The sequence below is a fragment of the Clostridium sp. KNHs216 genome (genome assembly GCF_006714885.1).
Classification (GTDB): Bacteria; Bacillota; Clostridia; order Oscillospirales; family Acutalibacteraceae; genus Caproiciproducens.
In genome coordinates, this window is the sequence record NZ_VFMF01000001.1 from 2,651,088 (window position 1) to 2,676,805 (window position 25,718).

The window sequence follows — 25,718 nt, forward strand, 5'->3', positions numbered from 1 at the left end:
TCATCCCTCCAATACCGTGATTTTTCCGGAGATGGAATTCATTTCGATTTCTTTTCCCAGCGGCAGGCTCATGCTGGGAAGGCTGTGCCCGCAGGCCAGATTCATCAGGGCGGGCTTGTGCTCCGGTACGAGCAGCTCTTCAAAAACCTGCTGCAGCGTCAGTGATTTCTGCGGGTCCTCCGCCGCGCAGTCGGTGAAGGAGCCGAGAAGGATCCCGGCACAGTCGCGGAATTTTCCGGCCATTTTCAGGTGGTTCAGCATCCCGTCTATCCGGTACGGCTCCTCGCCCACGTCCTCAAGGAACAGGATTTTATCTTTGGTGTTGATTTCATAGCAGGTCCCGAGCGACGACGACACAAGCGACAGGTTGCCGCCGGTCAGGATTCCCCTTGCGCAGCCGCCGACCAGCGTTTGAACCGGCATGTTGTCCGGATTGCGCAGCTCGCCGGTTTTTCCGCCGAACAGCACCTTTTTCAGGCTGTCCGTGGTGTACTCGTCCATGCCCCGGTACCATTCCGTGGAGGGCATGGGGGTGTGGTAGGTGACCATGCAGCACTGTTGGTTCAGCACGATGTGCAGGGAAGTGATATCGCTGTAGCCGCAGAAAAATTTGGGATGCCTGCGGATGCTGTTCCAGTCGATCTGATTCATCAGGCGCTGTGCGCCGTAGCCCCCGCGGATGCAGAGGATGCCGTCGATTTCCCTGTCCGCGAACGCCGCGTTGACGTCGTTGGCGCGAAGCAGGTCGTCCCCGGCCAGGTAGCCGTGCGCCCTGCGGCAGCTTTCAAAAATGACGGGCTTTAAGGAAAGCTCTTCCACCGCCCGGACTGCCGGGCCGAAGCGCTCCGGGGGAACCGGGCCGGCCGGGGCGATCAGCGCGACGCGCGCGCCCGGGAACAGTGGTTTTGGCGTAAACATGTTATCCCTCCAATATTTTCCGGTACTCTTGCAGCTCGGGTTCGTTTGCCAGTACAAAATGGCCGGGCTCAATTTCGCACCAAACCGGTTTGTCGACCGAGTAATCGTGCATTTCGGGGTCGTACACCAGAAGCTGCTTGTTCTTTTCCGCGGCCGGGTCGGGCAGCGGAATCGCGGAAAGCAGCGCGCGGGTGTAGGGGTGCAGCGGGCGGGCGAACAGCTGTTCCGTTTCGGCCAGCTCCACCAGCACGCCCTTGTGGATGACCGCGATGCGGTCCGAGATAAAGCGGACGACGGAAAGGTCGTGCGCGATAAACAGATAGGTCAGGCCGCGCTTTTTCTGCAGCTCGGCAAGCAGGTTCAGCACCTGCGCGCGGATGGAAACGTCGAGCGCGCTGATGGGTTCGTCGGCAATAATAAAATCCGGCTGCATGATCAGCGCACGCGCAATGCCGATGCGCTGCCGCTGCCCGCCGGAAAATTCGTGCGGGAACCGGCTGGCGAATTCGGGCAGCAGGCCCACGTCGGTCAGCGCACGGTCGACCTCCTCCCGCCGCTCCTTTTCGCTCAGGTGCCTTCCGCAGTTGTAAAGACCCTCTGAGACGATATAGTCCACCTTGGCGCGCTCATTCAGGCTCGCCATCGGGTCCTGAAAAATCATCTGGATGCGGCGTGTCAGCTCGCGGTCAAGTTCCCGTGAAATCGGACCGTTTATTTTTTGGCCTTTATAAAGGATTTCGCCGCCGGAGGTGGGGTTGATCCGGATGATTGAGCGGCCGATGGTCGTTTTTCCGGAACCGGATTCCCCGACCAGCCCGAAGGTTTCGCCTTCCTGAATCGAAAAGCTTACGCCGTCCACGGCGGTAAATTTCTGCTTTTTGGTACCGAAAGTGACAGTAAGGTTCTTTACTTCCAGCAGCGGCGCTTTTTTCTCAGACATGGCCGCTCACCTCCCGGTGCAGATTCCGGATGATCTCCGGCGGGTCCACCCTGGGCGCGCGCGGGTCCAGCAGCCAGGTGCGCGCCTTGTGGGTGGGGCTTACGTCAAAATAGGGCGGACGCTTGACAAAGTCAATTTTCAGCGCGCGCGGATTGCGCGGCGCGAACGCGTCGCCCTCGATGTGCGTGAACAGGTTCGGCGGGGCTCCCTTGATGGAGTACAGGTTTTCGCCCTTGACGCCGAGCTGCGGCAGGGACGAGAGCAGCGCCCAGGTGTACGGGTGGCGGGGATTGTAGAACACTTCCCCGCATTTCCCGATTTCCACGATATCGCCCGCGTACATGACCGCGATGCGGTCGGCTACGTTGGCAACCACGCCCAGGTCATGGGTGATATAGATCGTCGTCAGATCGTATTTATCCTTTAAATCCTTGAGCAGCTTCAGAATCTGCGCCTGAATGGTCACGTCCAGCGCGGTGGTCGGCTCATCGCAGATCAGGATTTTCGGCCTGCATGCGACGGCGATGGCAATCACTACGCGCTGGCGCATCCCGCCGGAAAATTCATGGGGATACTGGCGCATCCGGTTTTGGGCGTCGGAAATGCCGACGTCCTCCAGAATGGAAGCCGCCGCCGCTTTCGCTTCGGCCCCTTTCAGTCCCTGATGCAGCTCGATCGCCTCGCAGATCTGGTAGCCGATGGTCTTGAGCGGATTCAGGCTGGTCATCGGGTCCTGCAGCACCATGGCGATTTCTTTGCCGCGCACCCCGAGCCATTCCTTTTCGGTTTTCAGCTTGCTCAGGTCCTTGCCGTCATAAAGGATTTCTCCGTTTGTAACCGTGCCGTTCGCGTCCAGAAGGCCCATAAAGGTCTTGACGAGGACGGACTTGCCGGACCCGGATTCCCCCACGATCGCAAGGCTTTCCCTTTTATAAAGATCGAGCGATATTCCCCGGATTGCGTGAAGAATGCGCCCGCGAAGATTAAATTTTACTTCCAGGTTTTTTACGGAAAGAATAACTTCCTGTTCCATTCTTCAGCCTCCTTAAACATGGTTTTTCGGGTCGGACGCGTCCGCGAACGCATTGCCGATGATATAAAACGAAATCGTGACGACGGAAAGCGCGATCGCGGGGAAAAACAGCTGGTACCGCAGCGCGGGGGAGGTCATCAGCACGCGGCCCTCGTTGATGAGGTTGCCGAGCGACGGGATGCTGACCGGAAGCCCCAGTCCGATATAGGTGAGGAATACCTCGTTGCCGATGGCGGAGGGAATCGCCAGCGCCATGCGCAGCATGATGACGGACACGAGGTACGGCAGCAGGTTTTTCAGCATAATGCGGCGCGTCGGCGTACCCAGACAGCGGGAAGCCAGATTGTAATCCCGGTCGCGGATAATCAGAATCTGATTGCGGATAAAGCGCGCCATGTCCAGCCAGCCGGTCAGGCACATGGCGAACACCAGCGTCGAGATACTGGGCCGCATAATGTAGGAGAACAAAATCAGGACGACGGTCTGGGGAATATTGTCCAGCACGTTGTAAATTTCGGTGAATAACCGGTCAAGCTTGCGCACGTAGCCCCAGAGCACGCCCATCAGGATGCCGAGTACCGCCTCGCTGAGCGCGACGGCGAAGCCGATCAGCAGCGAGGTGCGCGTGCCGCTCCAGACGCGGCTCCACAAATCCTGCCCGATGGAGTTGGTGCCGAACCAGAATTCCCCGCCGGGCTGCAGGTTTCTCAGCTGCAAACCGTTTGCGCCGTTGAAAATTTCCGTCGCGGAGCGCTGGCCGGGGATCATCGGCTGGATAAAGGTGAACAGGAGGATGACTCCCATTAAAATCAGCAGGGACAGAGCAACTTTGTTTTTCAGAAAAACCTGAAAGGTGGAGCGCCAGTAAGAGTAGTCCGAGTAACCGGTGCGCTCCGCGGCGGCCTCGTCAAAGCCCGCAAAGGCGAACAACTTGTCGTCGCTCAGTTCTTTAAGGGACCGGTTGATGCTGGTCTCCACAGCGGCGGATTTTTTGTGTCTCAGAGCCATTACCGCGCACCTCCCTTTTTCACAAAGCTGATGCGCGGGTCCATCAGGTTCATCAGGATATCGCCGAGCAGCAGGCCAACAATGCCCACCGCGGAGTAGATCAGCACCAGCGCCTGCACCATGTTGTTGTCCTGGCGCTGGATGACGTTGACCAGAAGGCCGCCCATGCCGGGGACCGAATACAGCGATTCAATATAGATGGAACCGGCGATGGTGTACAGCAGGGAGGTCGGAAGATACTGCACCATCGGTACGAACGCGTTGCGGAACACGTGGTTCTTCATAATGGATTTGCTGTCCACACCTTTCGCGCGCGCAAGCCGTATGTAATCCTTGTTCAGCTCGTCGACCATATACCGCCTGAGCCACATGGCGTAATAGGCGATGTTGCCGAGCGACAGCGACACGGTCGGCAAAATCCAGCTGACCGGGTTCGCGGCGCTGAACAGGATCGGCAGGCCGAGCCAGTCGGTAAAGTAGAGCTGTACCAGAAGGTAGTAGACGGCGGCGGGTACGGCGGTGATGAATACGATGAACGCGGTGCCGAATTTATCCCAGAAGCCGCTTTTGCTGCGCGCCATGGCGGTGCCGAGCGGAAGGCCCAGCAAAAGGGCGATCGCCATGGAGGCGAGCCCCATATAGATGGATACCGGAGCTTTCGACGCAATAATTTCTATGACCGGCACGTTGGGGCGGTAGATCAGCGAATCGCCCAGACTGCCGTGGAAAATCTGAATGTAGAAATTTTTGAGCTGGATCGGCAGCGGGTCCAGAAGCCCCATGCTCTGCAGGGCGGTGTGAATCTGATTTTTATCCAGCTTGTCGAAATTCTGGAAGTACCCCTCGATCGGCATCAGCCTCATCAGGGAAAACACGATGGTGATGATGATAAACAGGGTAATCAGGGACTGTGCCAGCCGTCTGGCTGTGTATTTTAACATGGCAATGCTCCTTTGCGGCAGGATATGAGAATAGCCGTTCCCAGGAATGCCCATTCTCATATCCTATCGATCAAAAATAGGAATAATGGCTCCGCCGCGCTTCAACGGAGCCATTATTCTTTCGCTTATCCTTTAATCTGCAAACGGGAATCGAACCCGTATTATTTCTTTGCCTTCGCAAGCGCGGCCGCGCGCTCTTCGTCCCATTTCTTTTCCGCGGCGTAGAATTCATCCATGCTCATGGGCTTTTCAAGCAGATGCTGTCCCTTGTAGCGAAGGATGGAAACGCCGAACGGAGCGTACTGGTAATCGAATTCGTTTCTCTTGGTGACCTGATATCCGTCGGTGTTCAGGCCGTAGGGAATGACGAACGCGTTGTTGATAAGGAAGGCTTCCGCCTTGGCAAACGCATTGTAGCGTTTGTCGAGGTCGGTGGATTCCGCAATCGCGGCGTTATACAGGTTGGTGTAGGTCTTGTTGCCGTCGGCGTCGGTGTAACCCTGCGCCTTTTCGGGCCAGTTGTAGTTGCCGCCGCCCTCGCCGTTTGCGTCGTTCGGCTGGAATGGGTCGGTAAAGGTCTGCGGGTCGGCGTAGTCGGGGCCGAAGTTAACCTTCATCAGCGCATATTTGCCCGCGCGGCGCGTAGCGGAAAGGAACCCGGTCGACGGGCCGGCCTCGGGGATAATATCGATGTAATCCTTGCCGAGCAGGCCCTCGAGCTGCTGCTCGACCACCTGGCACTCTTTATCCCAGTTGGCGGTGGTCGGATTGTACGGCATCAGAATCTTGACCGGCAGGGTCGCGCCCGCGGCCTTCAGCTCCGTCTTTGCCTTTTCGGCGTACTTTTTGGCTTCGTCCGCCTGGAAGGAATCGCGGGCGGTGATCGCTTTCAGGTCGCCGATATTGGTGTAGTCCGTACCGTCCAGATCGACCAGGGCGGGCGGAGTGACCGTGTTCAGAAGCTGCTTATCCGGATTGTACGGCTCCGCGACGGCAAGCGCCTTGATGCGATCAAGGCCGTAGAAGATGGATTTGCGGAAATCCTCGTTGTTGACGGCCTTGGTCCAGTTGTCCGGCTCGTACTGCGCGTCGAACTTCGGGTTGAAGTTGAAGGCGTAGAAGTAGGAGTAGCACTGGCTGCGGCTCGGGCTGACCAGATTCTTGGTGGAATCGTCCTTCATCCACTGGTCGAGAATGTCGGAGGAAATATAGGCCTGATCGATTTCTCCGCGCTTATACATCTCCGGCGCGAGAGTGTTCTTTTCCTTATTATAGGTTTCGGTAATGGTGCCGATATAGACCTTGTCTTTATCCCAGTATTTGTCGTTCTTGGTATAGACGTGGGAGACCTGGGGCTCATAGGTAGTCAGAAGATAAGAGCCGTTGTACAGAAGGCTGGTATTGTCGACTCCGAAATTGGCGCCCTTTTCCTTCAGAAAATCGCCGTTCGCCGGCAAAAAGCAGACGTAAACAAGCATGGAAAGGAAATACGGGGTCGGTTTGTTCAGTGTGTAAACCAGCGTGCTGTCGTCCGTCGCTTTCACGCCGACCTGTGAAAAGTCCGTGATCTTCTTATTATAGTAGTCCTCCGCGTTTTTGACCACACTGTAAAAAATATTCGCGGTTTCCGATTTATAGGTGTCCGTCAGAAGATACTGGGCGGCGTCCACGAAATCCTGCGCCTTTACGTCGGCGACCTCCTTACCGGTGCTGTCCACCCATTTTACGCCCTTGCGCAGGTGGAAGGTCCAGGTGAGCTGGTCATCGCTGGTTTCCCATGTTTCCGCAAGGCCGGGCTGTACGACGCCGTATTTGTCGTACTCGATCAGGCCGTCCACACAGTTGGCCGCAACCGCCTGTTCGTTCTGGTTGCCGGAAATCAGATAATTCATGGTCGTGAATTCTTCGGAATAAAGCTTGCGGTAGTTTTCGGACGAGCCCTCGGCTTTCTGGCCGCATCCCGCCAGCGTGCCGAGCAGCATTGCGGCGCACAGCAGCATTGATAACAGCTTTTTCATCGTTTATCCTCTTTTCTCTCTTAATGATAGACCCTACAGTATTTCCGGTTGATTCTGCAACAAGGTTGCGTTTTGTCTCGCAAACGGAAATGGAATTGCCGTAGGCTGCCTGTTATGATAAAAGGACGGCCGGTGCCTTATTTACCGTCCTCTTTAAATGCGGGAACGGTCTGAATCCCAATACCGGGAAGGTCGTTCATGACGATACGGTTTTCCAGAAAATCCGGGCCGCCCTCAAACGGGTCGGTTCTGCACAGGGACGGTCCGTCCAGGTCGGCGCGGGTGATAATGCCCTTCGCCGCGGCAAGGTGCGCCGCCGCGCTGACAGCCAGCTTGCTTTCCAGCATGCACCCGATCATGCACTCCACACCGTAGGTCTCCGCGATCGCGCAGATTTTCAGAGCGCCGTAAATGCCCCCGGTTTTCATCAGCTTGATATTGATCAGGTCCGCCGCGCCCGTGCGGATGATCTCCACCGCGTCTTCGGCGGAAAACACGCTTTCGTCCGCCAGAATAGGGGTGGAAACAGCCTGCGTCACGGCACGCATTCCGTTGAGGTCGTGCGCCCTCACCGGCTGCTCGCACAGCTCGATGTCCAGCCCGCGGTCCTCCATCGCCGTCAGGATGCGGACGGCTTCCTTGGCGGTCCAGCCCTGGTTCGCGTCCACGCGGATTTTCACGTCTTTACCCACCGCTTCGCGGATGGCGGCGATGCGTTCAATATCCTTTATGCCTTCCTTGCCGACCTTCGTCTTTAAAATGCGGTAGCCGCGCTTCACCGCGTCCACGCTGTCGCGCACCATCTCGTCGATCGGGTTGACGCTGATGGTCAGGTCGGTTTCCAGCTCTGTGCGGTACCCGCCCAGAAGCCGGTAGAGCGGCGCTTTGTAGCGTTTTCCGTACAGGTCGTAAAGCGCCATGTCCACACAGGCCTTGGCGCTGGTGTTTTTCTGGATACAGGAGTGGAGCTTCTCCATGATTCCGTCCATGTTTTCGATTTCCATGCCCAGAATGGCCGGGCGGATAAAATCGCGGACGGCGCAGACGACGGAGCCTTTCGTATCGCCAGTAATCACCGCGGTCGGCGGCGCTTCGCCGTAGCCGACTTCCCCGGTATCGGCGGTGATCCTGACGACGATGTCCTCCACGTTCTCCACTGTGCGAAGAGCGGTTTTGAAGGGAGTTGCCAGCGGGATAAAAATCTCGCCGATCTCTATTTCCTTTATTTTCAAGAATGGGCCTCCTCCGGCATTCTATCATAATTCTACAGCAATTCCATTTCGGTTCGCGAGACGAAACACTTTCTTCCCCGCCGAAGGCGGGGAAGAAAGTAAACTTGTTGCATAATCAACTGGAAATACTGTAAATAATGCAATTTCTCAAGTAAAAAAATTCATATATCGGTAATTATATCACCGTGAAGCATTTTTGTAAAGGTAAGGAAGGGGGAAAATGACGCCGGAAATGGGAGGAAATTCATTACAGCTTTGTTATCAAATCTGCCCGAAAACCCGTTTCCGGCCTGAAAATCAGCATGGGGGCTGCAGATCGTACAGCAGCTTGGTGATGTCCTGAATTGCCCGTTCAAAGAGCGGAACGTCCGTTTCGTTCGAGCAGAAGCACGTCACAAAGGGCTGGGGCGCAAAGACGATTCCGACGTCGTGGGTAATGCCGCCGTCCTCGCCGGTCTTGTGCGCGATTTTAACCTTTCCCTTGAAGTGAAACGGCATTTTCCCATTTAAGCGCTGATTCATCAGGATGGAAATGATTTCCTGAGAAGCCTTCGGCGAAATCAGCTCCCCGCGGTACATCTTTTCGAGCAGAAGGCCGATTTCCTTTGCGCAGATCCTGTTTTCCCTGCCCGCCGCGGATGCCCCCGCGTCAAAGAGCAGGCGGTTGACGGTGGTGACGTTCAGGCCGAGGCCCCGCATGCGCCGGTTGATGTTTTCCATGCCGAATTTTTTTATCAGCAGGTTGGTGGCGGTGTTGTCGCTCAGGATGATCATCAGGGTGTACAGGTCCTCCAGCGTCACTTCCAGGCCGGTGTGCATGTAGTTCAGCGCGCCGCAGGAGGGAAGCTTGTCCTCCTCCCGAATCCGGTAAAGCTCGTTTTTGTCGGCCGTGCCGGCTTCCAGCTGCGCGAAGACCTCCGCCAGCACGGGGATTTTGATGACGCTCGCGGCGATCATCGGCTCTTCCGAGCGAACCTCCCATTTCTCGCCGGTCGTCAGATTTTTATAATAGAATCCGGTTTTCCCCGGAATCCCGTTCAGAATATCAAGAATTTTTCCGTTCATATTTCCCGCTTCCCAACCCGTATTTTTTCCTCCTTATTATAGCTGTTTTGCCCGCCCGGCACAACAAAAATTTCGCCGGAGGGATGTTCGGGCCCGGAAAGGAGATACTTCTATATTCAGGTCACAAAAACCGTTGTTTTCTTTGAAATTTCTTCCTGTTTTTATAAAAAATAACCAATATATTTTAGGGAATCGCCTGCGGTTTAGCGAAACCTGTGAAGAAATTTAATAGAAGAGAAAAGAAAATCATATGGATTTTTTCGATTACGGAAGTTATACTATCCAATAGAACGATGCAAACGTCTTGAAATTTGTGCAATAGCACAAGAAAGACTTTGCGAACAGAACAATCAAAAAGAAAGTAGGGGATTTTTCAATGAAGAAAATTGTTGCATTGATTCTGGCCACATTGATGATGGCCTCAGCAGCAGCAGGCTGCTCAAGCGCTCCCGCAGAAAGCAAGGCAGCGGAAAGCAAAGCGGCTGAAAGCGCGGCGGCAAGCACGGCGGATGCCTCCGATGTGAACGTCGGCGTCTGCATCTACAAATTCGACGATACCTTCATGACGGGCGTCCGCAATAACATGACTGCTCAGGCAGGCACGCTGGGTGCGAAGCTCGACATCGTGGATTCCCAGAACAAACAGCCGACTCAGAACGAGCAGGTCGATACCTTTATCACCAAGGGCGTTACGGCGCTCGCCGTCAACCCGGTTGACCGCACCGCGGCCGCCCCGTTGGTAGAAAAAGCAAAAGCGGCAAGCCTTCCGATCGTGTTCCTGAATCGTGAGCCGGAAGCGGACGTCATGAAGAGCTACGACAAGGTTTGGTACGTAGGCGCAAAGGCGGAGCAGTCCGGCACCATGTCCGGCGAACTGATCGCCGATTACTTCAAGGCGAACAAAGACGCTGACAAAAACGGCGACGGCAAGGTCCAGTATGTGATGCTTCAGGGCGAGCCGGGCCATCAGGACGCTACTCTGCGCACACAGTATTCCGTACAGGCGATTAAAGACGCGGGCTTCGAGCCGGTAAAACTGGCTGCCGATACCGCAATGTGGGATAAAGTAAAAGCGACCGATCTGATGAACACCTTCATTTCCTCCCAGGGTCTTGACAAAATCGAAGCCGTTCTCGCCAACAACGACGATATGGCTCTCGGCGCAATCGAAGCTCTGAAAGCACAGGGCTACAACAAGGGCGACAAATCCAAGTATATTCCGGTCGTCGGTGTTGACGCTACAGCTCCCGCGCTGGAAGCAATGGCAGACGGTTCTCTGCTCGGCACAGTGCTGAACGACGGCGAAAACCAGGGCAAAGCGACCGTGAACATCGCAGTTGCAGCCGCTCAGGGCAAAGAGATCACCAAAGATACAGCCGGCTACGAAGTGACGGACGGCAAATATGTATGGATTCCTTATGTTAAGGTAACGGCTGAGAACTACAAAGATTTCCAGAAATAATTACAACTAATTCTCGGCTGAATTAGTAGTTTCAGGGGTTACTGTTCAACGGGGAATGACGAAGCGAACGCTTTGCGTTCCCCGTTGATTTTAGCAAAAAGGAGGAATGGTGTATGGGCGAATATGTGTTGGAGATGAAGAACATTACCAAAGTGTTTCCCGGCGTAAAAGCGCTGGACAACGTCAGTCTGAACGTGCGGCCAGGCAGTGTGCACGCGCTGATGGGCGAAAACGGGGCCGGGAAATCCACCCTGATGAAATGTCTTTTCGGAATCTACCAGGAAGACGACGGAGAGATCGTTTTGGACGGGAAAAAAGAAAATATTACAAGCTCAAAGCAGGCGCTCGATCTGGGCGTATCCATGATTCACCAGGAACTGCACCCCATTCGTTTCAGGCCGGTTATGGAAAATATCTGGCTGGGGCGTTTCCCGATGAGAGGGATTGCGGTCGACCGCAGGGCCATGATCCGCAAAACCAGGGATCTTTTTAAGGAGATTGACCTGGACGTCAATCCGGAGGTACTCGCCGGCAGCCTTTCCGCTTCCAACCTGCAGCTGGTTGAGATTGCGAAAGCTGTCAGCTACAATTCGAAGATAATTATCATGGATGAACCGACATCATCCTTGACGGATAATGAAACGGAACATCTTTTTAAGATTATACGTCAGCTGAAGGACAAGGGCTGCGCCATCATTTACATATCGCATAAGATGGAGGAAATCCTGAAAATTGCGGACGAGGTCACCATTATGCGTGACGGACAGGGCGTGGGCACCTGGCCCTCCACCGAGCTGACCACCGACCTGATTATCAGCCGGATGGTCGGCCGGGATATGACAAACCGCTTCCCGCCCAGAACCCATACTCCGGGCGAAGAGGTCGTATTCAAGGTCAGCGATCTGTGTTCTCCTCTTCCCAAATCGTTCCAGCATGTCAGCTTTGAGCTGCACCGGGGCGAAATCCTTGGAATCGGCGGATTGGTCGGCGCGCAGCGCACCGAGCTGGTGGAGGCGCTGTTCGGGCTGAGAGCCATTGAATCCGGTACGGTGGAAAAGGATGGTCAGGAATTCAGGGTAAAATCCGTGTCGGACGCGAAAAAACACGGAATCGCACTTTTAACGGAGGAACGCCGCGCAACAGGCGTGTTCGGAATCCTTTCCGTTTTGGACAATACGGTCATCGCCAGCCAGAAGGATTACGCGAAAAGCGGCGTGCTCCAGCAGGGCAGGCGGCAGAAAGCGGCGAAGGAAGCCAACCAGCAGCTGAATGTCAAGACCCCCACGCTGGAAACCCTGATGCAGAACCTGTCGGGCGGCAATCAGCAAAAGGTTCTGATCGCGCGCTGGCTGCTCACGCATCCGGATATCCTGATTCTGGACGAACCGACCCGCGGGATCGACGTCGGCGCAAAATATGAAATCTATACGATTATGCTGGATTTGATCCGGCAGGGAAAATCAATCATCATGATTTCTTCCGAAATGCCCGAGCTGTTGGGCATGTCTGACAGGGTTATGGTCATGTGCGAAGGCAGAGTTTCAGGAATGCTGAACCGTGACGAAGCCAATCAGATCGAGGTTATGCGCCTGGCGACAAAATTCGTCCAGTAGTGTTAAAATTGAAAGTGAGGTTGCGTATGATGCAAGGAGAGAAAGTCATCCCCCGGCAAAAATTTGCCATCATTTACATAGCTGTCGGCCTTGTGCTGGCCGCTGTCGGCGCCGTCCTGAAGCTTGCGGTCTATAAGAAGACGATGTATGACATGCCTCTGATCCTGATCGGCATCGGCGTCATCCTGTGTATTTACGCGGGATTTCAGATGCTGAGCTCAGAGCGTCTGGGAGAGGTCGTGCTTTCGGGAAAATCGGCAAAGACCTTCCTGACAAACAACGCGATTATCCTTGCGCTGCTGGCGCTGGTGGTCGTCATCATCTTCATTGAGCCCCGTTTCATGCAGATCAAGGTTCTGCTCGATATTATGACGCAGTCGTCCACAAGGCTGATTATCGCCCTGGGCATCTGCTTTACCCTGCTGATTGCAGGTACCGATCTTTCCGCGGGCCGTATGGTCGGGCTTGCGGCGGTCATTTCCACATCGATGATGCAGACGGAAACTTACGCGAACCGTTTTTATCCCAATCTTCCGCAGCTCCCGGTGATCGTTTCCATTGTCGCGGCTGTGGTGGCGTGTCTGCTGTTCGGTGTTTTGAACGGTTATCTGGTCGCCCGGTTCGACATGCATCCGTTTATCGCGACCCTGGCCGTACAGGTTATCATTTACGGCGCGTGTTCCCTGTACTTCGATTTGCCCCCGAACAATTCCCAGCCGATCGGCGGCATCCGTCCGGATTTTGCGGCGCTTGGCCAGACAAAGCTGCTCAAGTCCTTTTTCGGCGGGTTCTCCGTGCTGATTCCGATCGCGCTTTTGACCACGGTCATTATCTGGTTCGTACTCAATAAAACGGTGTTCGGCAAAAATGTTTATGCCATCGGCGGCAACCGCGAAGCGGCCATCGTTTCCGGCGTCAACGTATTTGCCACCATCATGGGTATCTTCATCCTGGCCGGCGGCCTCTACGGCGTCGGCGGTGTACTGGAAGCGGCAAGAACTGCAGGAGCTACGAACAACTACGGCAACGGCTATGAGCTGGACGCCATCGCGGCCTGTGTGGTCGGCGGTGTTTCGCTCAACGGCGGTGTCGGCAAGATCCGCGGGATTGTAACCGGCGTTTTGATCTTTACCGTTATTCAGTATGGTCTTCAGTTCATCAACGTAAGCCCGATGTGGCAGCAGATCATCAAGGGCATCATTATTGCCGTCGCTGTCGCGATCGACCTTTCCAAGTACAGAAAAAAATGATTTCTCCGTTTTACGTCTCATACTATTCCCGCGAACGGCCCGTGCAGAAAGACTGCGCGGGCCGTTCGCGCTCAGCTATCGATTGCATATCCGGCAAAAAAATGGTACAATAGTCACAGTTGCAGTACCGATTGGAGTGAAAATTTTATGGCACTTTACCGTGTTCTTCTTGTGGATGACGAAGAAGAAATACGAGAAGGCATTATTCGTAAGATAGATTGGGCCCGCTTGGGGTACACCATTGTCGGCGACGCGGAAAACGGGCTGGAGGCCCTGGAGAAAGCGGAGCATCTTCACCCGGACGTCGTCATGACGGACATTAAAATGCCGTTTATGGACGGGCTTGAGCTGGGGGAACGCCTGCGGGTGGTCCTGCCGTCGGCAAAGCTGATTATCTTTTCCGGGTTCGACGATTTTGAATACGCGCAGAAGGCGATCAAAATCAATGTGGCGGAATACGTCCTCAAACCGATCAATTCCAACGAGCTGACGGAAACGCTGAAAAAGCTGAAACAGCAGCTTGACCGGGAATTCGCGGAAAAGCGCGACGTGGAAATGCTGCGCAGAAATTATATGGACAGCCTTCCCGTGATGCGGGAGCAGTTTTTGGTCGGCCTGATCGAGGGCCGGATTTCCGAGGAGCGGCTGCGCGCGCAGGTTCCGCTTCTGCAGATCGACCTGACGGCGGCCGACCAGTGGGCGGTTGCGCTTGTCCGGGCGGATTCCGCGCCGAAGGCCGACGCGGCCCTGCACGGAGAAGAGGAGCTGATCCCGATTTCCCTGAAATGCACCGTGGATGAAATTCTGGGGAATTACTGCGGGTTCACGGGCTTTCTTTACTCCGACTGCGTCGCGGTCATTGCGGAGCTGAAGCCGGAAAGCGGCATCGATTCCCTGATCAACGGAATGAACCAGATATGCAAGTCCGCCGAGCGGGTGCTCGGCGTGAAGGTCATGGCCGGGGTGGGCACGGTGTGTTCCGTTTTGACGGAAATCCGCCATTCCTACCGGGAAGCGCAGAACGCGCTGGACTACAGCGCGACCATGGGCTCCGGAAAAGCCATTTATATTGCGGATGTCGAGCCGGAAACCTCTGTCCGGCTCCAGTTCGACGAGCACGACGAGCGGGAAATCACCAATGCGATCAAGATGGGCTCCGAGCAGGAAATTGCCGACCGGATCAACGCGCTTTTCACGCGTTTTGAAACACTTCTGCTTCCGCTCAGCCAGTATCAGATCTATGTCATGGAGATGATGACCTCTCTGCTGAAGGTCATGCATGCGTACGAACTGAGCACGGAAGAAATTTTCGGCGTGGATTTCAATTACGTCAACACCATCGCGTCCCTGCATTCGCCGGCTGAGATGAAGCAGTGGTGCACGGATTCCTGTATCAAAATCAGCACGCTGATTAAGCGCGAGCGTGTGGATTCCACCAAGCTGCTTGCGCAGAACGCAAAGCAGTATATCGCGGGGAATTATCAGAACAGCGATCTTTCCGTGGAAAGCCTTTGCTCGTTTCTGCACGTCAGCCCCGCTTACTTTTCAACGGTCTTTAAGCGGGAGACCGGCATGAGCTTTGTCGCTTATCTGACGGAGGTGCGCCTGCAGGAGGCGGTCAATCTTCTGAATACCACCGGCGACAAAACTTATGTGATTGCGGGCAAGGTGGGTTATACCGAGCCCAATTATTTCAGCTATGTCTTTAAACGGAAGTTTGGTGTGTCACCATCAAAATACAGAAGCAACTGAAACGTAGGCGAAATGCCGCGCCGTTTTACGGCGGCGGGCCTGGAGTTGATACGATGCGGAAAAAAGCAAGGGACTTTATTGATAAAATAACCCAGCTTCTGCAGAAAAAAAGCCTGCAGTTTACTATTTCCATCACTTTTACCGCTGTTTCGGTGGTAGGGATGCTGATTGTCGGCGGTTCCCTTTCCATGCGTTTTATCAGCTCCAGCGAAGAAATGGTCTCGGACGACAGCACGCGTATGGTCGACCAGGTCAACCTGAACCTGGACAACTATCTGCGCAACATGATGCGTATTTCCGACTCCATGTATTACCGCGTGATCAAAAATGCCGATCTGGCTACGGACAATATCAGCAACGATATGAGTCTGCTCTATGAGACAAACCGGGACCTGCTCATCAGCATCGGCGTGTTTTCCAATTCCGGCGAGGTCATTGCCGCCGAGCCGCTGACTCAGCTGAAACCCTCCGCCAACGTAAGCGGGGAAAACTGGTTTAAAAACGCCGCGCGCAAGATTGAAAACTGCCATTTTTCCACGCCGCATGTGCAGAATCTGTTTGTGGACCCCGACAACAAGTACCGGTGGGTCGTTTCGCTCAGCCGTTCGGTGGAGCTGACCAGCGCCGGTTCGATCACCCACGGCGTCCTGCTGGTCGACATGAACTTCAGCGGGATCGAACAGATCTGCAAGAATGTCGATCTGGGCGAATCGGGCTATATCTATCTGATCGACGGGAACGGGGAGATCATCTACCACCCCCGCCAGCAGCTGATCTATTCCAATCTGATTCATGAAAACAACTACGCCGCCGCCAGGTACGACGACGGAAACCATAACGAGACCTTTGAGGGGCAGCAGCGGCTGGTCACGGTCAAAACCGCGGGGTATACCGGCTGGAAAATCATTGCCGTCACCCCCACACAGGACATTACCTCCAATTATCAGCAGTTCCGGCTTTTCGCGCTGTTCTTTCTGTTCTTCGCGATCTTTCTTATGATCTTCGTCAACATGTTCCTGTCCTCCCGCATCGCCAACCCGCTCAAGGAGCTGGAGCTTTCCGTCAAGGAGCTTGACCGGGGAAATCTGAGCGGGGTGGATATTTCCGTCTCCGGCTCCTACGAGGTGCAGCATCTGGGCAAGACGATCCGCTCCATGGTCGATCAGATGCGCCGGCTGATGGACGATATTGTGGCGGAGCAGGAATCCAAGCGAAGAAGCGAGCTGGACGCGCTGCAGTCCCAGATTAACCCCCATTTCCTGTACAATACGCTGGATTCCATCATCTGGATGGTTGAAAACGAGCGGTACGACGGCGCGGTCACTATGGTAACGGCGCTGGCAAGGCTTTTCCGCATCAGCCTTTCCCAGGGGAAAAACATCATCACCGTGTCGGACGAGCTGGAGCACGTGCGCAATTACCTGACCATACAGAAAATGCGGTATAAAAACAAATTCAGCTACGAGATTTCGGCCGAGCCGGAAACGCTGAAATGCGCGACCATCAAGCTGATCGTCCAGCCGCTGGTGGAAAACGCCATCTATCACGGCATGGAATTCATGAGCGGCGACGGCGAAATCCGCATTAAAGCTTACCGCGAAGGAAATGATCTCTATATCGACATTATCGACAACGGCCTCGGCATGCCGCAGGAGCAGGCGGACGCGCTGCTGACGCAGGAAACCACAAAGGTGCGCGGAAAGGGTTCGGGTATCGGGCTGAAAAACGTGCAGGAACGCATTCAGCTTTATTTCGGCAGCGAATACGGGCTTGCCATTTACAGCGAACCGGACGAGGGAACCACCGCCAGAATCCATCTGCCGCTGAAAACGATGGAGGAAGCCGAAGGAAACGAAGGGGGCGGGCCCAAATGACCAGAAATAAAATAAAGGTGTTTATCCTGATTCTGTTCGCGTTTGCGGGTTCCTTTCTGATTTTGAACCGGGACCGGTTTTTTGAAAAGAAAAACAGCGATCCTTACGAAATATCCGTCATCTGGCGCAGCAAAAGCACGGAGAGCAGCACCACCATCAAGCAGGGGATCGATCAGGCGGCGAGGGATTTTAACGCGGAGGTCAGCTTTATCACCCTGTCGGGGGAAAACAACGCGGGGGAACAGATTTCCCTGCTCCAGCGCGAAATCAATAACGGCGCGGACGCCATTGTGATCGCTCCCGTCAATTCGACAGATTTGAAGGAGCCGATCGAAAAGGCCCAGAAAGGCGTTCCGGTCGTCGCCATGCAGTCCACGGTGACGACCATCAAGGATCTGCCCACCATTTCGTGCGACAATCAGAAGCTGGGCAGCGCTCTGGCGGAGACGATCCTGAAAAACGGAGGCGGGCGCGGCCATATCGCCATTCTGCGCAACAGCATGGACTGCAGCAATATTCAGCAGCGCTACCTCGGCGTGCTGCAGACGCTCAAATCCTCCCAATACGATATGGAATCCTGGGAAATCCCCAACGATTCCCAGGAAGCGAATGATACGGTCAAAAGAATGCTGCAGACCAGCGGCGCCGATACGCTGGTCGCGCTGGACGCGTCGGCGCTGGAAGCCGCCGCGAAAGCGGAAAAGGACCTTTTGAAAGCAGGGAGAACCCAGGTGCAGATTTACGGGATAGGCCGGACGAATACGGTGGTTTCCCTTCTGGAAGAAAAGATCATCAATTCCCTCGGGGTGGAAAACGAGTACAATCTGGGATACATCAGCATCCGTACGGCGGTGGAAAAAATCAACAATAAGCAGGAGGCCGGTCAGGCCAGCATTAATTTCGCAATCGTAAATCACGAGAACATGTATAATTCCGACAACCAAAGGCTGCTTTTTCCGTTTGTAAGATAATGGGGGAGAAATATGAAAAGCTTTATCAGAATCATGGCTTTTACGCTGGCAGCCGCGATGCTGCTTCCTCTGGCTGCCTGTGACTCGGGCAGAGGCGGGGGAAAGGTGGAAACGGTGAAAATCGGGATTTCCCTTTACCGCAAGGATGACACCTTCGTGGCGAGCCTTTGCACCTGCCTGGAAAGGGTGGCGAAGCAGAAGGAGACCGAGTCGGGCAAGAAGATCGTGGTCAATATGGTGGACGGACAGTCCAGCCAGGCGCTGCAGAACGATCAGGTGGACAGCTTTATTTCCCAGAATTACGACGTGATCTGTGTTAACATGGTCGACCGGACCGCGGCCGCGGTGATTGTGGACAAGGCGAAGGCCGCCAACATCCCGGTGATCTTTTTCAACAGGGAGCCGGTGGAGGAGGATATCCGCCTGTGGGAGCGGGCGTATTACGTGGGGGCGGACGCGGCCCAGTCCGGGCGGCTGCAGGGAGAAATCATTGCGGAAGCCTTTCAGAAAAACCGCGCCGAGATCGATAAAAACGGCGACGGGAAGATTCAGTATGTCATGCTGGAAGGGGAGCAGGGACATCAGGACGCGCTTTTGAGAACGGAATATTCCATTAAGGCCGTTACCAGCGCGGGGATTCAGGTGGAGAAGCTGGCGAACGACACCGCCAACTGGCAGCGCGCGCAGGGGTCGGCGAAAATGACCCAGTGGCTCGCAAAATTCGGCGACCGGATCGAGGTCGTTTTCTGCAACAACGACGATATGGCGCTCGGCGCGATCGACACGGTCAAGGACAGCAAAACGAAGGTGCACCCTGCGATCGTGGGGGTCGACGCGACGGAAAGCGGCCTGAACGCCATTAAGGACGGCAGCATGTTCGGCACGGTCTTCAACGACGCGCAGGGGCAGGCCAAAGCGATCTTCGATCTGTCCTACGCTCTGGCTACCGGGGAAAGCCCGTCCACAAAGCTGAATATCCAGAACGAGCACTATATCCGCATCCCCTACCGCGCGGTAACGGTGAGCAACGCCGATGAGATTCTGAATATTCTGAAGGAGTAGGACCGGCCGGTCGGAAAGCGAACCATGCGGTCGGTACGCGCCTACGGCGATGCTCTCAGACAGTTACGCGTAATGGACTCCCTCCGTCGCGCCGGGCGCGCCGCCTCCCTCAAAGAGGGAGGTGGGGGATCGGTTTAAGGCTCCCTCTGTGAGGAAGCTGGCAGGCGCAGCCTGACTGAGGGAGTTTCATAAAAAAACAGCGCCGGAGAGCGGTTACTCCCCCGGCGCTGTTGAATTCGGTTACTATTTGTTCCTGATGAAGTTCCAGCTGTCGCGGCACATCTCGTCAAGGCCGTATTCAGCCTCCCAGCCGAGCTCGTTTTTCGCTTTGGACACGTCCGCGTAGCACTCGGCGATATCGCCCGCCCTGCGCGGGGCAATTTTATAAGCGACGGTTTTGCCGCTTGCTTTTTCAAACGCATGGACCACGTCGAGTACGCTGCTGCCCTTGCCGGTGCCGAGGTTGTAGGCCTGCGCTCCGTCGATCTGCGGCAGCTTTTCCAGCGCCTTCAGATGTCCGACGGCAAGGTCGCAGACATGGATGTAGTCGCGCACGCCGGTGCCGTCCGGCGTCGGGTAATCGTCGCCGTAAACGCTCAGGCAGGGAAGCTGGCCGACCGCCACCTTCATGATGTACGGCATCAGGTTGTTCGGGATTCCGTTCGGGTTTTCGCCGATCAGGCCGCTCTGGTGCGCGCCGATTGGGTTGAAGTAGCGCAGGAGCGCGACTTTCCAGTTTTTATCGGCAAAGCAGAGATCTTTTAAAATGGTTTCGATCATCAGCTTGGTCGTGCCGTAAGGATTGGTGGTGGAAAGCGGCATATCCTCCTTAAACGGCGCGATATTGTTCATGCCGTATACCGTGGCGGAGGAGCTGAACACCAGCTGATAAACCCCGTACTGCTTCATCAGACGGAGCAGGTTGATGGTGCCCACCAGATTGTTGTGGTAATATTCCAGCGGCTTGCCGACCGATTCGCCGACCGCCTTGAGTCCGGCAAAATGGATGACCGCGTCTATTTTGTTTTCCTTGAAGATTTTTTCAAACCCGTCATAGTCGAGCATGTCGCATTCGTAGATGGGAAAGGTCTTGCTGGTAAGCTTTTCCACGATCTTCAAAACGTCGGGGGAGGAGTTGCAGTAATTATCCATTACCACGATTTCATATCCGCTGTTTAAAAGCTCAATGCAGGTGTGGGAACCGATGTACCCTGCACCGCCGGTAACCAATACTCTCATTTTTGATTCTCCTTATAACGTTTGTATGCCTCGCGGAGCTCCTGTGCGGTCTCCTCGGGGCAGGTCGGGTTGCAGCAGGCCCAGGCGCCTGTTTCGCTGGAGGCGTTGAATTTCTGCTTTTCCGCGCTCCTCATCGGCGGGAAGAACTCAATGTGGAAATGGAAGTCCTTTGAATAATCGCCCATGTTGACGGGAGCGTTGTGCATACACATCATATACGGGAACCGGTAATGGAACAGGCTGTCGAGCATCCCGACGGTGTCGCGGATGGTCAGGCCGAGGGACGCCCTTTCTTCCCCGGTAAAATTCGTCATATATTCCGTATGACGGTTTGATACAATGTATACGCCGTAGGGATACTCGCTGTAGAACGGAAGGAAAACCGTAAAATGCTCGTTGTGGAAGATGATCCGCCGGTCCTCTTTCCGCTCGTTTTTGAGCATGTCGCAGAACAGACACTCGTGCCTTTCTTCATAATACTCTTTTGCCGCGTTGGTTTCAAGTTCCAACTTTTTTGGCAGAAACGGGTAGCCGTAAATCTGGCCGTGCGGATGCGGCATGGTTACCCCCACCACTTCCCCGCGGTTTTCAAAAGGGAACACATATTTGATTTTCTCGTCGGCGCGCAGCGCGTCGAAGCGCTCGCACCACAAATCCACCAGCTTTTTCATATGGCTGTCGGAAAGCTCCGGCAGGGTCGCCGTATGGTTGGGAGAGTATAAGATCACTTCGCATTTGCCGTAGCTTGGCCGGACTTTAAAAAAATCGGTCGCAACGTCGTCCGGCTCCGGCGGGTTCTGGGAAAGAGCGGGAAAATCGTTGTCGTATTTCATTACGTCGTAGTCCGGCACATTGCCGAAGCTCGGACAGAACGGGCAGTAGTCTCTGGGCATCTGCGGGCGGTCCTGCCTGTTGGAAGCGATCATAATCCAATCCTTTATCAAAGGATGCCATCTTAACTCAGCCATGAAAAAGCCCTCCTGAAATTTTTATATCATCTTCGTGCCGCCGACCGGACGGATGGACAGGGTGTGGCAGCTGCCTTTTCCAAGCACAGCTTCCATTTTCTCCACGAATTCACCGAGGGAATCCTGCGGGACAAACGTCTGCACCGTTCCGGCGAAGCCGCCGCCGTGCACGCGGTAAGCGCCGCCCTTTCCGGCTAAAAACTTCTGGCAGAGCGCCAGCGTCAGGGACATGCCCTGCTCCTGCACGTGCGCCGGAGAAAAGACGTTCTGCAGGTACATATAGGAGGAATAGCCGCTTTCAATAATCTGCCGCTTAAACGTTTCAAAGTCGTTGTCCTTTAAAGCCGCGACCTCTTTCAAAACTCTCGCGTTGTCGGAGAAGAAATGGATGGCGCGCAGCACAGCCCGGTCGCCCGTCTTTTCCCGCAGCGCGGGAATGTTCTGATAAAACGTTTCCTCGTCCACCTCGGACAGCACTTCTTTGCCAAAAAACGCTGCTACCTTCCGCATTTCGGCGGGAACGGCCGCGTAGTCCGGCGTCAGGTCGGAGTGGCTGCCCTTGGTGTCGATGATGCACAGAGCGTAGCCGCATTTTGCAAAGTCAAAATGGACCTGTTCGACCCTGGGCGCCTCGGCGTCCCTGAAATCGATGGTGACGAACCCGCCGACCGAACTGGCCGCCTGGTCCATCAGCCCGCAGGGCTTTCCGAAATATCTGTTTTCCGCGTACTGGCCGATCTGCGCGATTTTCAGCGCGCTTTCCCTGCCGCCGCAGAACAGATCGTTGACGACGGTGCCGATCAGCACCTCGAAAGCCGCTGAGGAAGAAAGCCCGGAACCGGCGAGCACGTTGGAGGTGGTGTAGGCGTCGAATCCGCCGACGGTGTGGCCGAGCTGGGAGAAGCGGCTCAAAATTCCGCGGATGAGGGAAACGGACTGGTTGCGCTCGCTCTCTTTGACATCCAGTTCCTTTGCGCTTAAATCATCCATGGGGTAACCTTCGGATTTTACCCGCACCCGGCCGCTGCTGCCGGCGGAAACTACCGCGATCACGTCGAGGTTTACGCTCGCGGCAAGCACGCGGCCCCTTTGATGGTCGGTGTGGTTGCCGCCCACCTCCGTTCTGCCGGGCGCGCTGAAAATATGGATATCCCGTCCCTCGCCAAACAGCTTTTCAAAATTTTCGACCGCAAGCAGCAGCCTTTTCCGATAATCCGCCACTTTTTCGTAACCGCAGACATATAAATAGGACAGGTTTTCATCCAGTTTTCCCTGAGTAATCCATTCTTTTACTTTTGCAGACAGCATTTTGTTACCCCCTGTATCTTTTTGATGAGGACGAAAATGATTATTATGCAATATCTGACTATATTCTATTCCAATCATCGGCTGTTTGCAAGGACAATATACTCAATTTTATAGACTTATGTTGCATGGACGGGGCTTACTTCCAAGCACTTCCGCCCGCGCCGAAAATATTTTTTTAATGTCCCGGCGAGGTGCAAGCCGCGGGCTTTTTGAATCGTATTGTATCTGAAGGAGGCGAAAAGGTGAAAACAGTAATCGACGCGGACAGCAGGATTCAGTCGTGCCTTGCCCGCTATTCCGACGTGGTCGTGCGCATCGCGTTCCAGAATGTCAAAAGCAGAGCGGAAGCGGAGGACATTGCGCAGGAGGTGTTTCTGCGGCTCTTTACGCTCGGCCCGGACTTTACAAGCGCCGAGCATGAAAAGGCGTGGATCATCCGGGTGACGATCAACCTGTGTAAGGATTATCTGAAATCCTCGTGGTTCCGGAGAAGGGCCGTTCTGGAGGATAACCTCCTGTCCCGCGACGGGAACGGAGAGGTCCTGGACGCGGTCATGCGGCTTGACCCGAAGTTCAGGAATGTGATTTATCTGCATTATTATGAGGACATGAGCGTGACTGAGATCGCGTCCGCTTTGCAGCAGAAGGAAAATACGGTTTCCTCCTGGCTGCACCGGGCAAGAAAGCAGCTGAAAAAATCGCTGACGGGAGGTTTTGACGATGAATAGGGACAAATATATTTCCGAACTGAATGAAATAAAGGCGTCGGAAGATTTTCAACAAAAAACAATGGAACTGTTGAAAAATCTTCCGGCGGACAGAGAGCCGGAAAAGAAAAAGAAGCCGCTGCGGCTGGTGCTGGTTCCCGCGCTTGCGGTGGTGCTGGTCTGCGGGCTGCTGCTGAGCGGCGTGCTGTTTCCGCTCAGTACGGTCAGCGCTTCCGAAAACCTGATGAACGGCGTTTCGGCAAATAAGATCGATGTGAAGGGCAGCGTGAGCGAGGATTTTATCCGCAGCCAGCAGGATTTTTCCGTAAAGCTGTTCCGGGAATCCGCCGCAAAGGGTCAGAATTCCCTTGTGTCGCCGGTTTCGGTCTCTCTTGCGCTCGGCATGACGGCCAACGGCGCAGGCGGCGAAACGCTGACCCAGTTTGAAAAGCTGCTGGGCGGGGGAATGGACATCACGGAGCTCAACCGAAACGAGTACCTTCTTGCAAACCAATTGAAATCCATTACGGACGGCAAGCTGCAGATTGCCAATTCCATCTGGTACCGCGACAAAAACCTGACGGTGGAAAAGGGCTTCCTTCAGAAAAACGCCGATTATTTCGGCGCGGGCGCGTTTCAGCTCGATTTTGGGAAGCAGTCGACCGTGAATAAAATCAACGGCTGGGTGAAGGAAAACACCGGCGGGAAAATCGATAAAATGGTGAGCCAGATCGACGATGCGACCACGATGTATCTGATTAACGCACTCTATTTCGAATCGGACTGGCGGATCGCCTACAAAGACTATCAGGTCAGAGACAGGGAATTCCAGGCCCCGGGCGGGAAGGTAACCGTACCGTTTATGAATTCCGAAGAAATCTATCTGCACGACGGAAAATCCGACGGAATTCTGAAACCTTTTAAGGATGACCGCTTTGCCCTCATGGCGATTCTGCCGAAGGAAGGCGTCGGGCTGGACGAATATATCGCGCAGATGACGGGGAAATCGTTCGCTGCTCTGCTCGATTCCTCCGGAGAAGAGTGGGCGGACTCCTTCCTGCCGAAGTTCAAATATGAATTTTCCGTCGGCCTGAACGACCCGCTGAAAGCGCTGGGACTGACGGACGCCTTTGACGCCGACCGGGCCGATTTCCGCTCCATGGGCAGTTCCCCGGACGGACCGCTGTTTATCAGCGATGTGCTGCACAAAACCTTCATTCAGGTGGATGAGCTGGGGGCCAAGGCCGGCGCCGCCACTTCTGTTTCCATGGCCGCGACAAGCGCAGCCCCTGTGCAGGAGCAAAAGGAGGTCGTGTTCGACCGCCCGTTCCTCTATGCGATTGTGGATACACAGACAAAGCTGCCCGTCTTTATCGGCACGGTCAGCAATCCGAAAGAATAATATATAGGCAAAACCAGAAGGGGCGACGGCTGAAAGCCGCCGTCCCTCTTTTATTGATGCAGATCGGTTTTTTCCGAAGCTTCGCGAATTTTAAATTCCCTTATCGTTGGTTTCCCTTCCATATAGTCATCCTCCCCTTTTTGCTGCGCCTTTACAAGCAGTTCGACAGCATCCTCCACCTTCGCCGCGAGTTCAAAATACATTTTTCGATAGTCCGGCATTGCAACCTCCTCTATATCAACTATATATAGTTAATATAGCACAATGCTCCGAAAAGTCAACTATAAATGGGTAATCTTTTAAAGAAAAATTGAGTAAACTAAAATTAACTATTTATAGTTAGGATGATGATATGAGAATCGGGGAAGCGGTAGCGGAACGAATCGAGGAATTATGCAGGGAAAAAGAAATCACCCTTAACAAATTGGGGACGATTTCCGGAGTCACCCAATCGACTTTAAACAATATCGTCAGCGGGGTAAGCAAGAATCCGACGATCTCCACCATTAAAAAAATTTGTGACGGCCTCAACATCAGCATCGTCCAATTTTTCGACACGCCCGAGTTCCGTAATTTAGAGCAGGAAGTCAAGTGATTGCTTTCCTGCTTTTACGTTTTTCAGGAGTTCCGGAATTCACAGCTTTTAGGAGGGTTCATGTGAATACAAGACAGGCAGTCGCAGACAGAATTATTGAGCTGTGCAGAGAAAGGAATATGACGCCGAATGCGTTAAGTTACCATGCCGCAGTACCACAGTCGACGATTAAGAGCATCTTAAATAATGAAAGTCAAAATCCCGGTATTGTGACGATTAAGAAGCTGTGCGACGGGTTAGGCATTTCTTTGCCTGATTTCTTCGATACTCCTGTATTCCGCGGTCTGGAGCAGGAAATCAGGTAACAGCTGTTTATTGAAATCCCTGTTTTTTTATTTCGCAGGGAATTATGTAAATTTT

The 25,718-nt window shown here is 54.4% G+C and carries 23 protein-coding genes; 11 read left to right on the forward strand and 12 right to left on the reverse strand.

What is annotated here, in order from left to right:
- The 8 genes from LY85_RS12820 to LY85_RS12855 form a co-directional block, all read right to left on the reverse strand.
- Complete coding sequence (locus tag LY85_RS12820; RefSeq protein WP_141826959.1) at nt 1-918, reverse strand: LD-carboxypeptidase; 918 nt, start codon at nt 916-918, stop codon at nt 1-3.
- Nucleotide 919: 1 nt separating this feature from the next.
- The gene (locus tag LY85_RS12825; protein ID WP_141826960.1) at nt 920-1,858 is read right to left on the reverse strand and encodes an ATP-binding cassette domain-containing protein; all 939 of its coding nucleotides are present in this window, start codon (nt 1,856-1,858) and stop codon (nt 920-922) included.
- Nucleotides 1,851-2,891 (reverse strand): ABC transporter ATP-binding protein, encoded by a 1,041-nt coding sequence (locus LY85_RS12830; protein ID WP_141826961.1) that lies wholly within the window; start codon nt 2,889-2,891, stop codon nt 1,851-1,853. The genes LY85_RS12825 and LY85_RS12830 overlap by 8 nt, the downstream gene beginning before the upstream one ends.
- Nucleotides 2,892-2,903: 12 nt before the next feature.
- A complete protein-coding gene (locus LY85_RS12835; protein WP_141826962.1) occupies nt 2,904-3,899 on the reverse strand; it encodes an ABC transporter permease in 996 nt (331 codons plus the stop codon).
- Entirely contained in the window at nt 3,899-4,840 is a 942-nt protein-coding gene (locus LY85_RS12840) for an ABC transporter permease (protein ID WP_141826963.1), read from the reverse strand. The genes LY85_RS12835 and LY85_RS12840 overlap by 1 nt, the downstream gene beginning before the upstream one ends.
- A gap of 161 nt (nt 4,841-5,001) precedes the next feature.
- On the reverse strand, nt 5,002-6,858 hold the full coding sequence (locus LY85_RS12845) for a peptide ABC transporter substrate-binding protein (RefSeq protein WP_141826964.1): 1,857 nt from the start codon (nt 6,856-6,858) through the stop codon (nt 5,002-5,004).
- 137 nt (nt 6,859-6,995) lie between these two features.
- A complete protein-coding gene (locus LY85_RS12850) occupies nt 6,996-8,090 on the reverse strand; it encodes a dipeptide epimerase (protein WP_141826965.1) in 1,095 nt (364 codons plus the stop codon).
- 297 nt (nt 8,091-8,387) lie between these two features.
- Nucleotides 8,388-9,155 (reverse strand): serine hydrolase, encoded by a 768-nt coding sequence (locus LY85_RS12855; RefSeq protein ID WP_141826966.1) that lies wholly within the window; start codon nt 9,153-9,155, stop codon nt 8,388-8,390.
- Nucleotides 9,156-9,531: 376 nt separating this feature from the next.
- On the opposite strand from LY85_RS12855, the gene LY85_RS12860 reads away from it, so the two are divergent.
- The 7 genes from LY85_RS12860 to LY85_RS12890 all read left to right on the forward strand — a co-directional run bounded on the left by LY85_RS12860 (nt 9,532) and on the right by LY85_RS12890 (nt 19,139).
- A complete protein-coding gene (locus LY85_RS12860; protein WP_038322063.1) occupies nt 9,532-10,617 on the forward strand; it encodes a galactose ABC transporter substrate-binding protein in 1,086 nt (361 codons plus the stop codon).
- 113 nt (nt 10,618-10,730) lie between these two features.
- The gene (locus LY85_RS12865) at nt 10,731-12,230 is read left to right on the forward strand and encodes a sugar ABC transporter ATP-binding protein (protein ID WP_038322062.1); all 1,500 of its coding nucleotides are present in this window, start codon (nt 10,731-10,733) and stop codon (nt 12,228-12,230) included.
- Nucleotides 12,231-12,259: 29 nt separating this feature from the next.
- Nucleotides 12,260-13,480 carry a galactose/methyl galactoside ABC transporter permease MglC gene (gene mglC, locus LY85_RS12870; protein ID WP_038322246.1) on the forward strand — a complete coding sequence of 407 codons (1,221 nt, stop codon included), beginning with the start codon at nt 12,260-12,262 and terminating at the stop codon, nt 13,478-13,480.
- A gap of 147 nt (nt 13,481-13,627) precedes the next feature.
- Nucleotides 13,628-15,232: a response regulator gene (locus LY85_RS12875; RefSeq protein ID WP_141826967.1), complete on the forward strand. Its 1,605-nt coding sequence runs from the start codon at nt 13,628-13,630 to the stop codon at nt 15,230-15,232.
- 53 nt (nt 15,233-15,285) lie between these two features.
- A complete protein-coding gene (locus tag LY85_RS12880) occupies nt 15,286-17,106 on the forward strand; it encodes a sensor histidine kinase (RefSeq protein ID WP_141826968.1) in 1,821 nt (606 codons plus the stop codon).
- A complete protein-coding gene (locus tag LY85_RS12885) occupies nt 17,103-18,077 on the forward strand; it encodes a substrate-binding domain-containing protein (RefSeq protein WP_141826969.1) in 975 nt (324 codons plus the stop codon). The genes LY85_RS12880 and LY85_RS12885 overlap by 4 nt, the downstream gene beginning before the upstream one ends.
- A 12-nt stretch (nt 18,078-18,089) precedes the next feature.
- Complete coding sequence (locus tag LY85_RS12890) at nt 18,090-19,139, forward strand: galactose ABC transporter substrate-binding protein (RefSeq protein WP_141826970.1); 1,050 nt, start codon at nt 18,090-18,092, stop codon at nt 19,137-19,139.
- Nucleotides 19,140-19,382: 243 nt separating this feature from the next.
- Here LY85_RS12890 and galE read toward each other — a convergent pair whose 3' ends face one another.
- The 3 genes from galE to LY85_RS12905 are packed head-to-tail and all read right to left on the reverse strand — an operon-like array spanning nt 19,383 to nt 22,654.
- On the reverse strand, nt 19,383-20,378 hold the full coding sequence (galE, locus tag LY85_RS12895) for a UDP-glucose 4-epimerase GalE (protein ID WP_038322057.1): 996 nt from the start codon (nt 20,376-20,378) through the stop codon (nt 19,383-19,385).
- Nucleotides 20,375-21,346, reverse strand: coding sequence for a galactose-1-phosphate uridylyltransferase (gene galT / locus LY85_RS12900; RefSeq protein WP_141826971.1), 972 nt, complete (start codon nt 21,344-21,346; stop codon nt 20,375-20,377). The genes galE and galT overlap by 4 nt, the downstream gene beginning before the upstream one ends.
- Before the next feature lie 21 nt (nt 21,347-21,367).
- On the reverse strand, nt 21,368-22,654 hold the full coding sequence (locus tag LY85_RS12905) for a galactokinase family protein (protein ID WP_141826972.1): 1,287 nt from the start codon (nt 22,652-22,654) through the stop codon (nt 21,368-21,370).
- Between the two features lie 242 nt (nt 22,655-22,896).
- Between LY85_RS12905 and LY85_RS12910 the strand changes: the two genes are divergently transcribed.
- Entirely contained in the window at nt 22,897-23,382 is a 486-nt protein-coding gene (locus LY85_RS12910) for a sigma-70 family RNA polymerase sigma factor (RefSeq protein ID WP_141826973.1), read from the forward strand.
- Complete coding sequence (locus LY85_RS12915; RefSeq protein ID WP_141826974.1) at nt 23,375-24,763, forward strand: serpin family protein; 1,389 nt, start codon at nt 23,375-23,377, stop codon at nt 24,761-24,763. Before LY85_RS12910 ends, LY85_RS12915 begins: the two co-directional genes overlap by 8 nt.
- Before the next feature lie 50 nt (nt 24,764-24,813).
- Here the strand turns inward: LY85_RS12915 and LY85_RS19355 are convergent, their stop codons facing one another.
- Entirely contained in the window at nt 24,814-24,984 is a 171-nt protein-coding gene (locus LY85_RS19355) for a hypothetical protein (protein ID WP_185741213.1), read from the reverse strand.
- Nucleotides 24,985-25,115: 131 nt separating this feature from the next.
- Here LY85_RS19355 and LY85_RS12920 point away from each other — a divergent pair, with 131 nt between their 5' ends.
- Both LY85_RS12920 and LY85_RS12925 read left to right on the forward strand, forming a co-directional pair.
- Nucleotides 25,116-25,358 carry a helix-turn-helix transcriptional regulator gene (locus tag LY85_RS12920; protein WP_141826975.1) on the forward strand — a complete coding sequence of 81 codons (243 nt, stop codon included), beginning with the start codon at nt 25,116-25,118 and terminating at the stop codon, nt 25,356-25,358.
- 62 nt (nt 25,359-25,420) lie between these two features.
- Nucleotides 25,421-25,663 (forward strand): helix-turn-helix transcriptional regulator, encoded by a 243-nt coding sequence (locus tag LY85_RS12925; protein ID WP_141826976.1) that lies wholly within the window; start codon nt 25,421-25,423, stop codon nt 25,661-25,663.
- Nucleotides 25,664-25,718 lie beyond the last annotated feature (55 nt).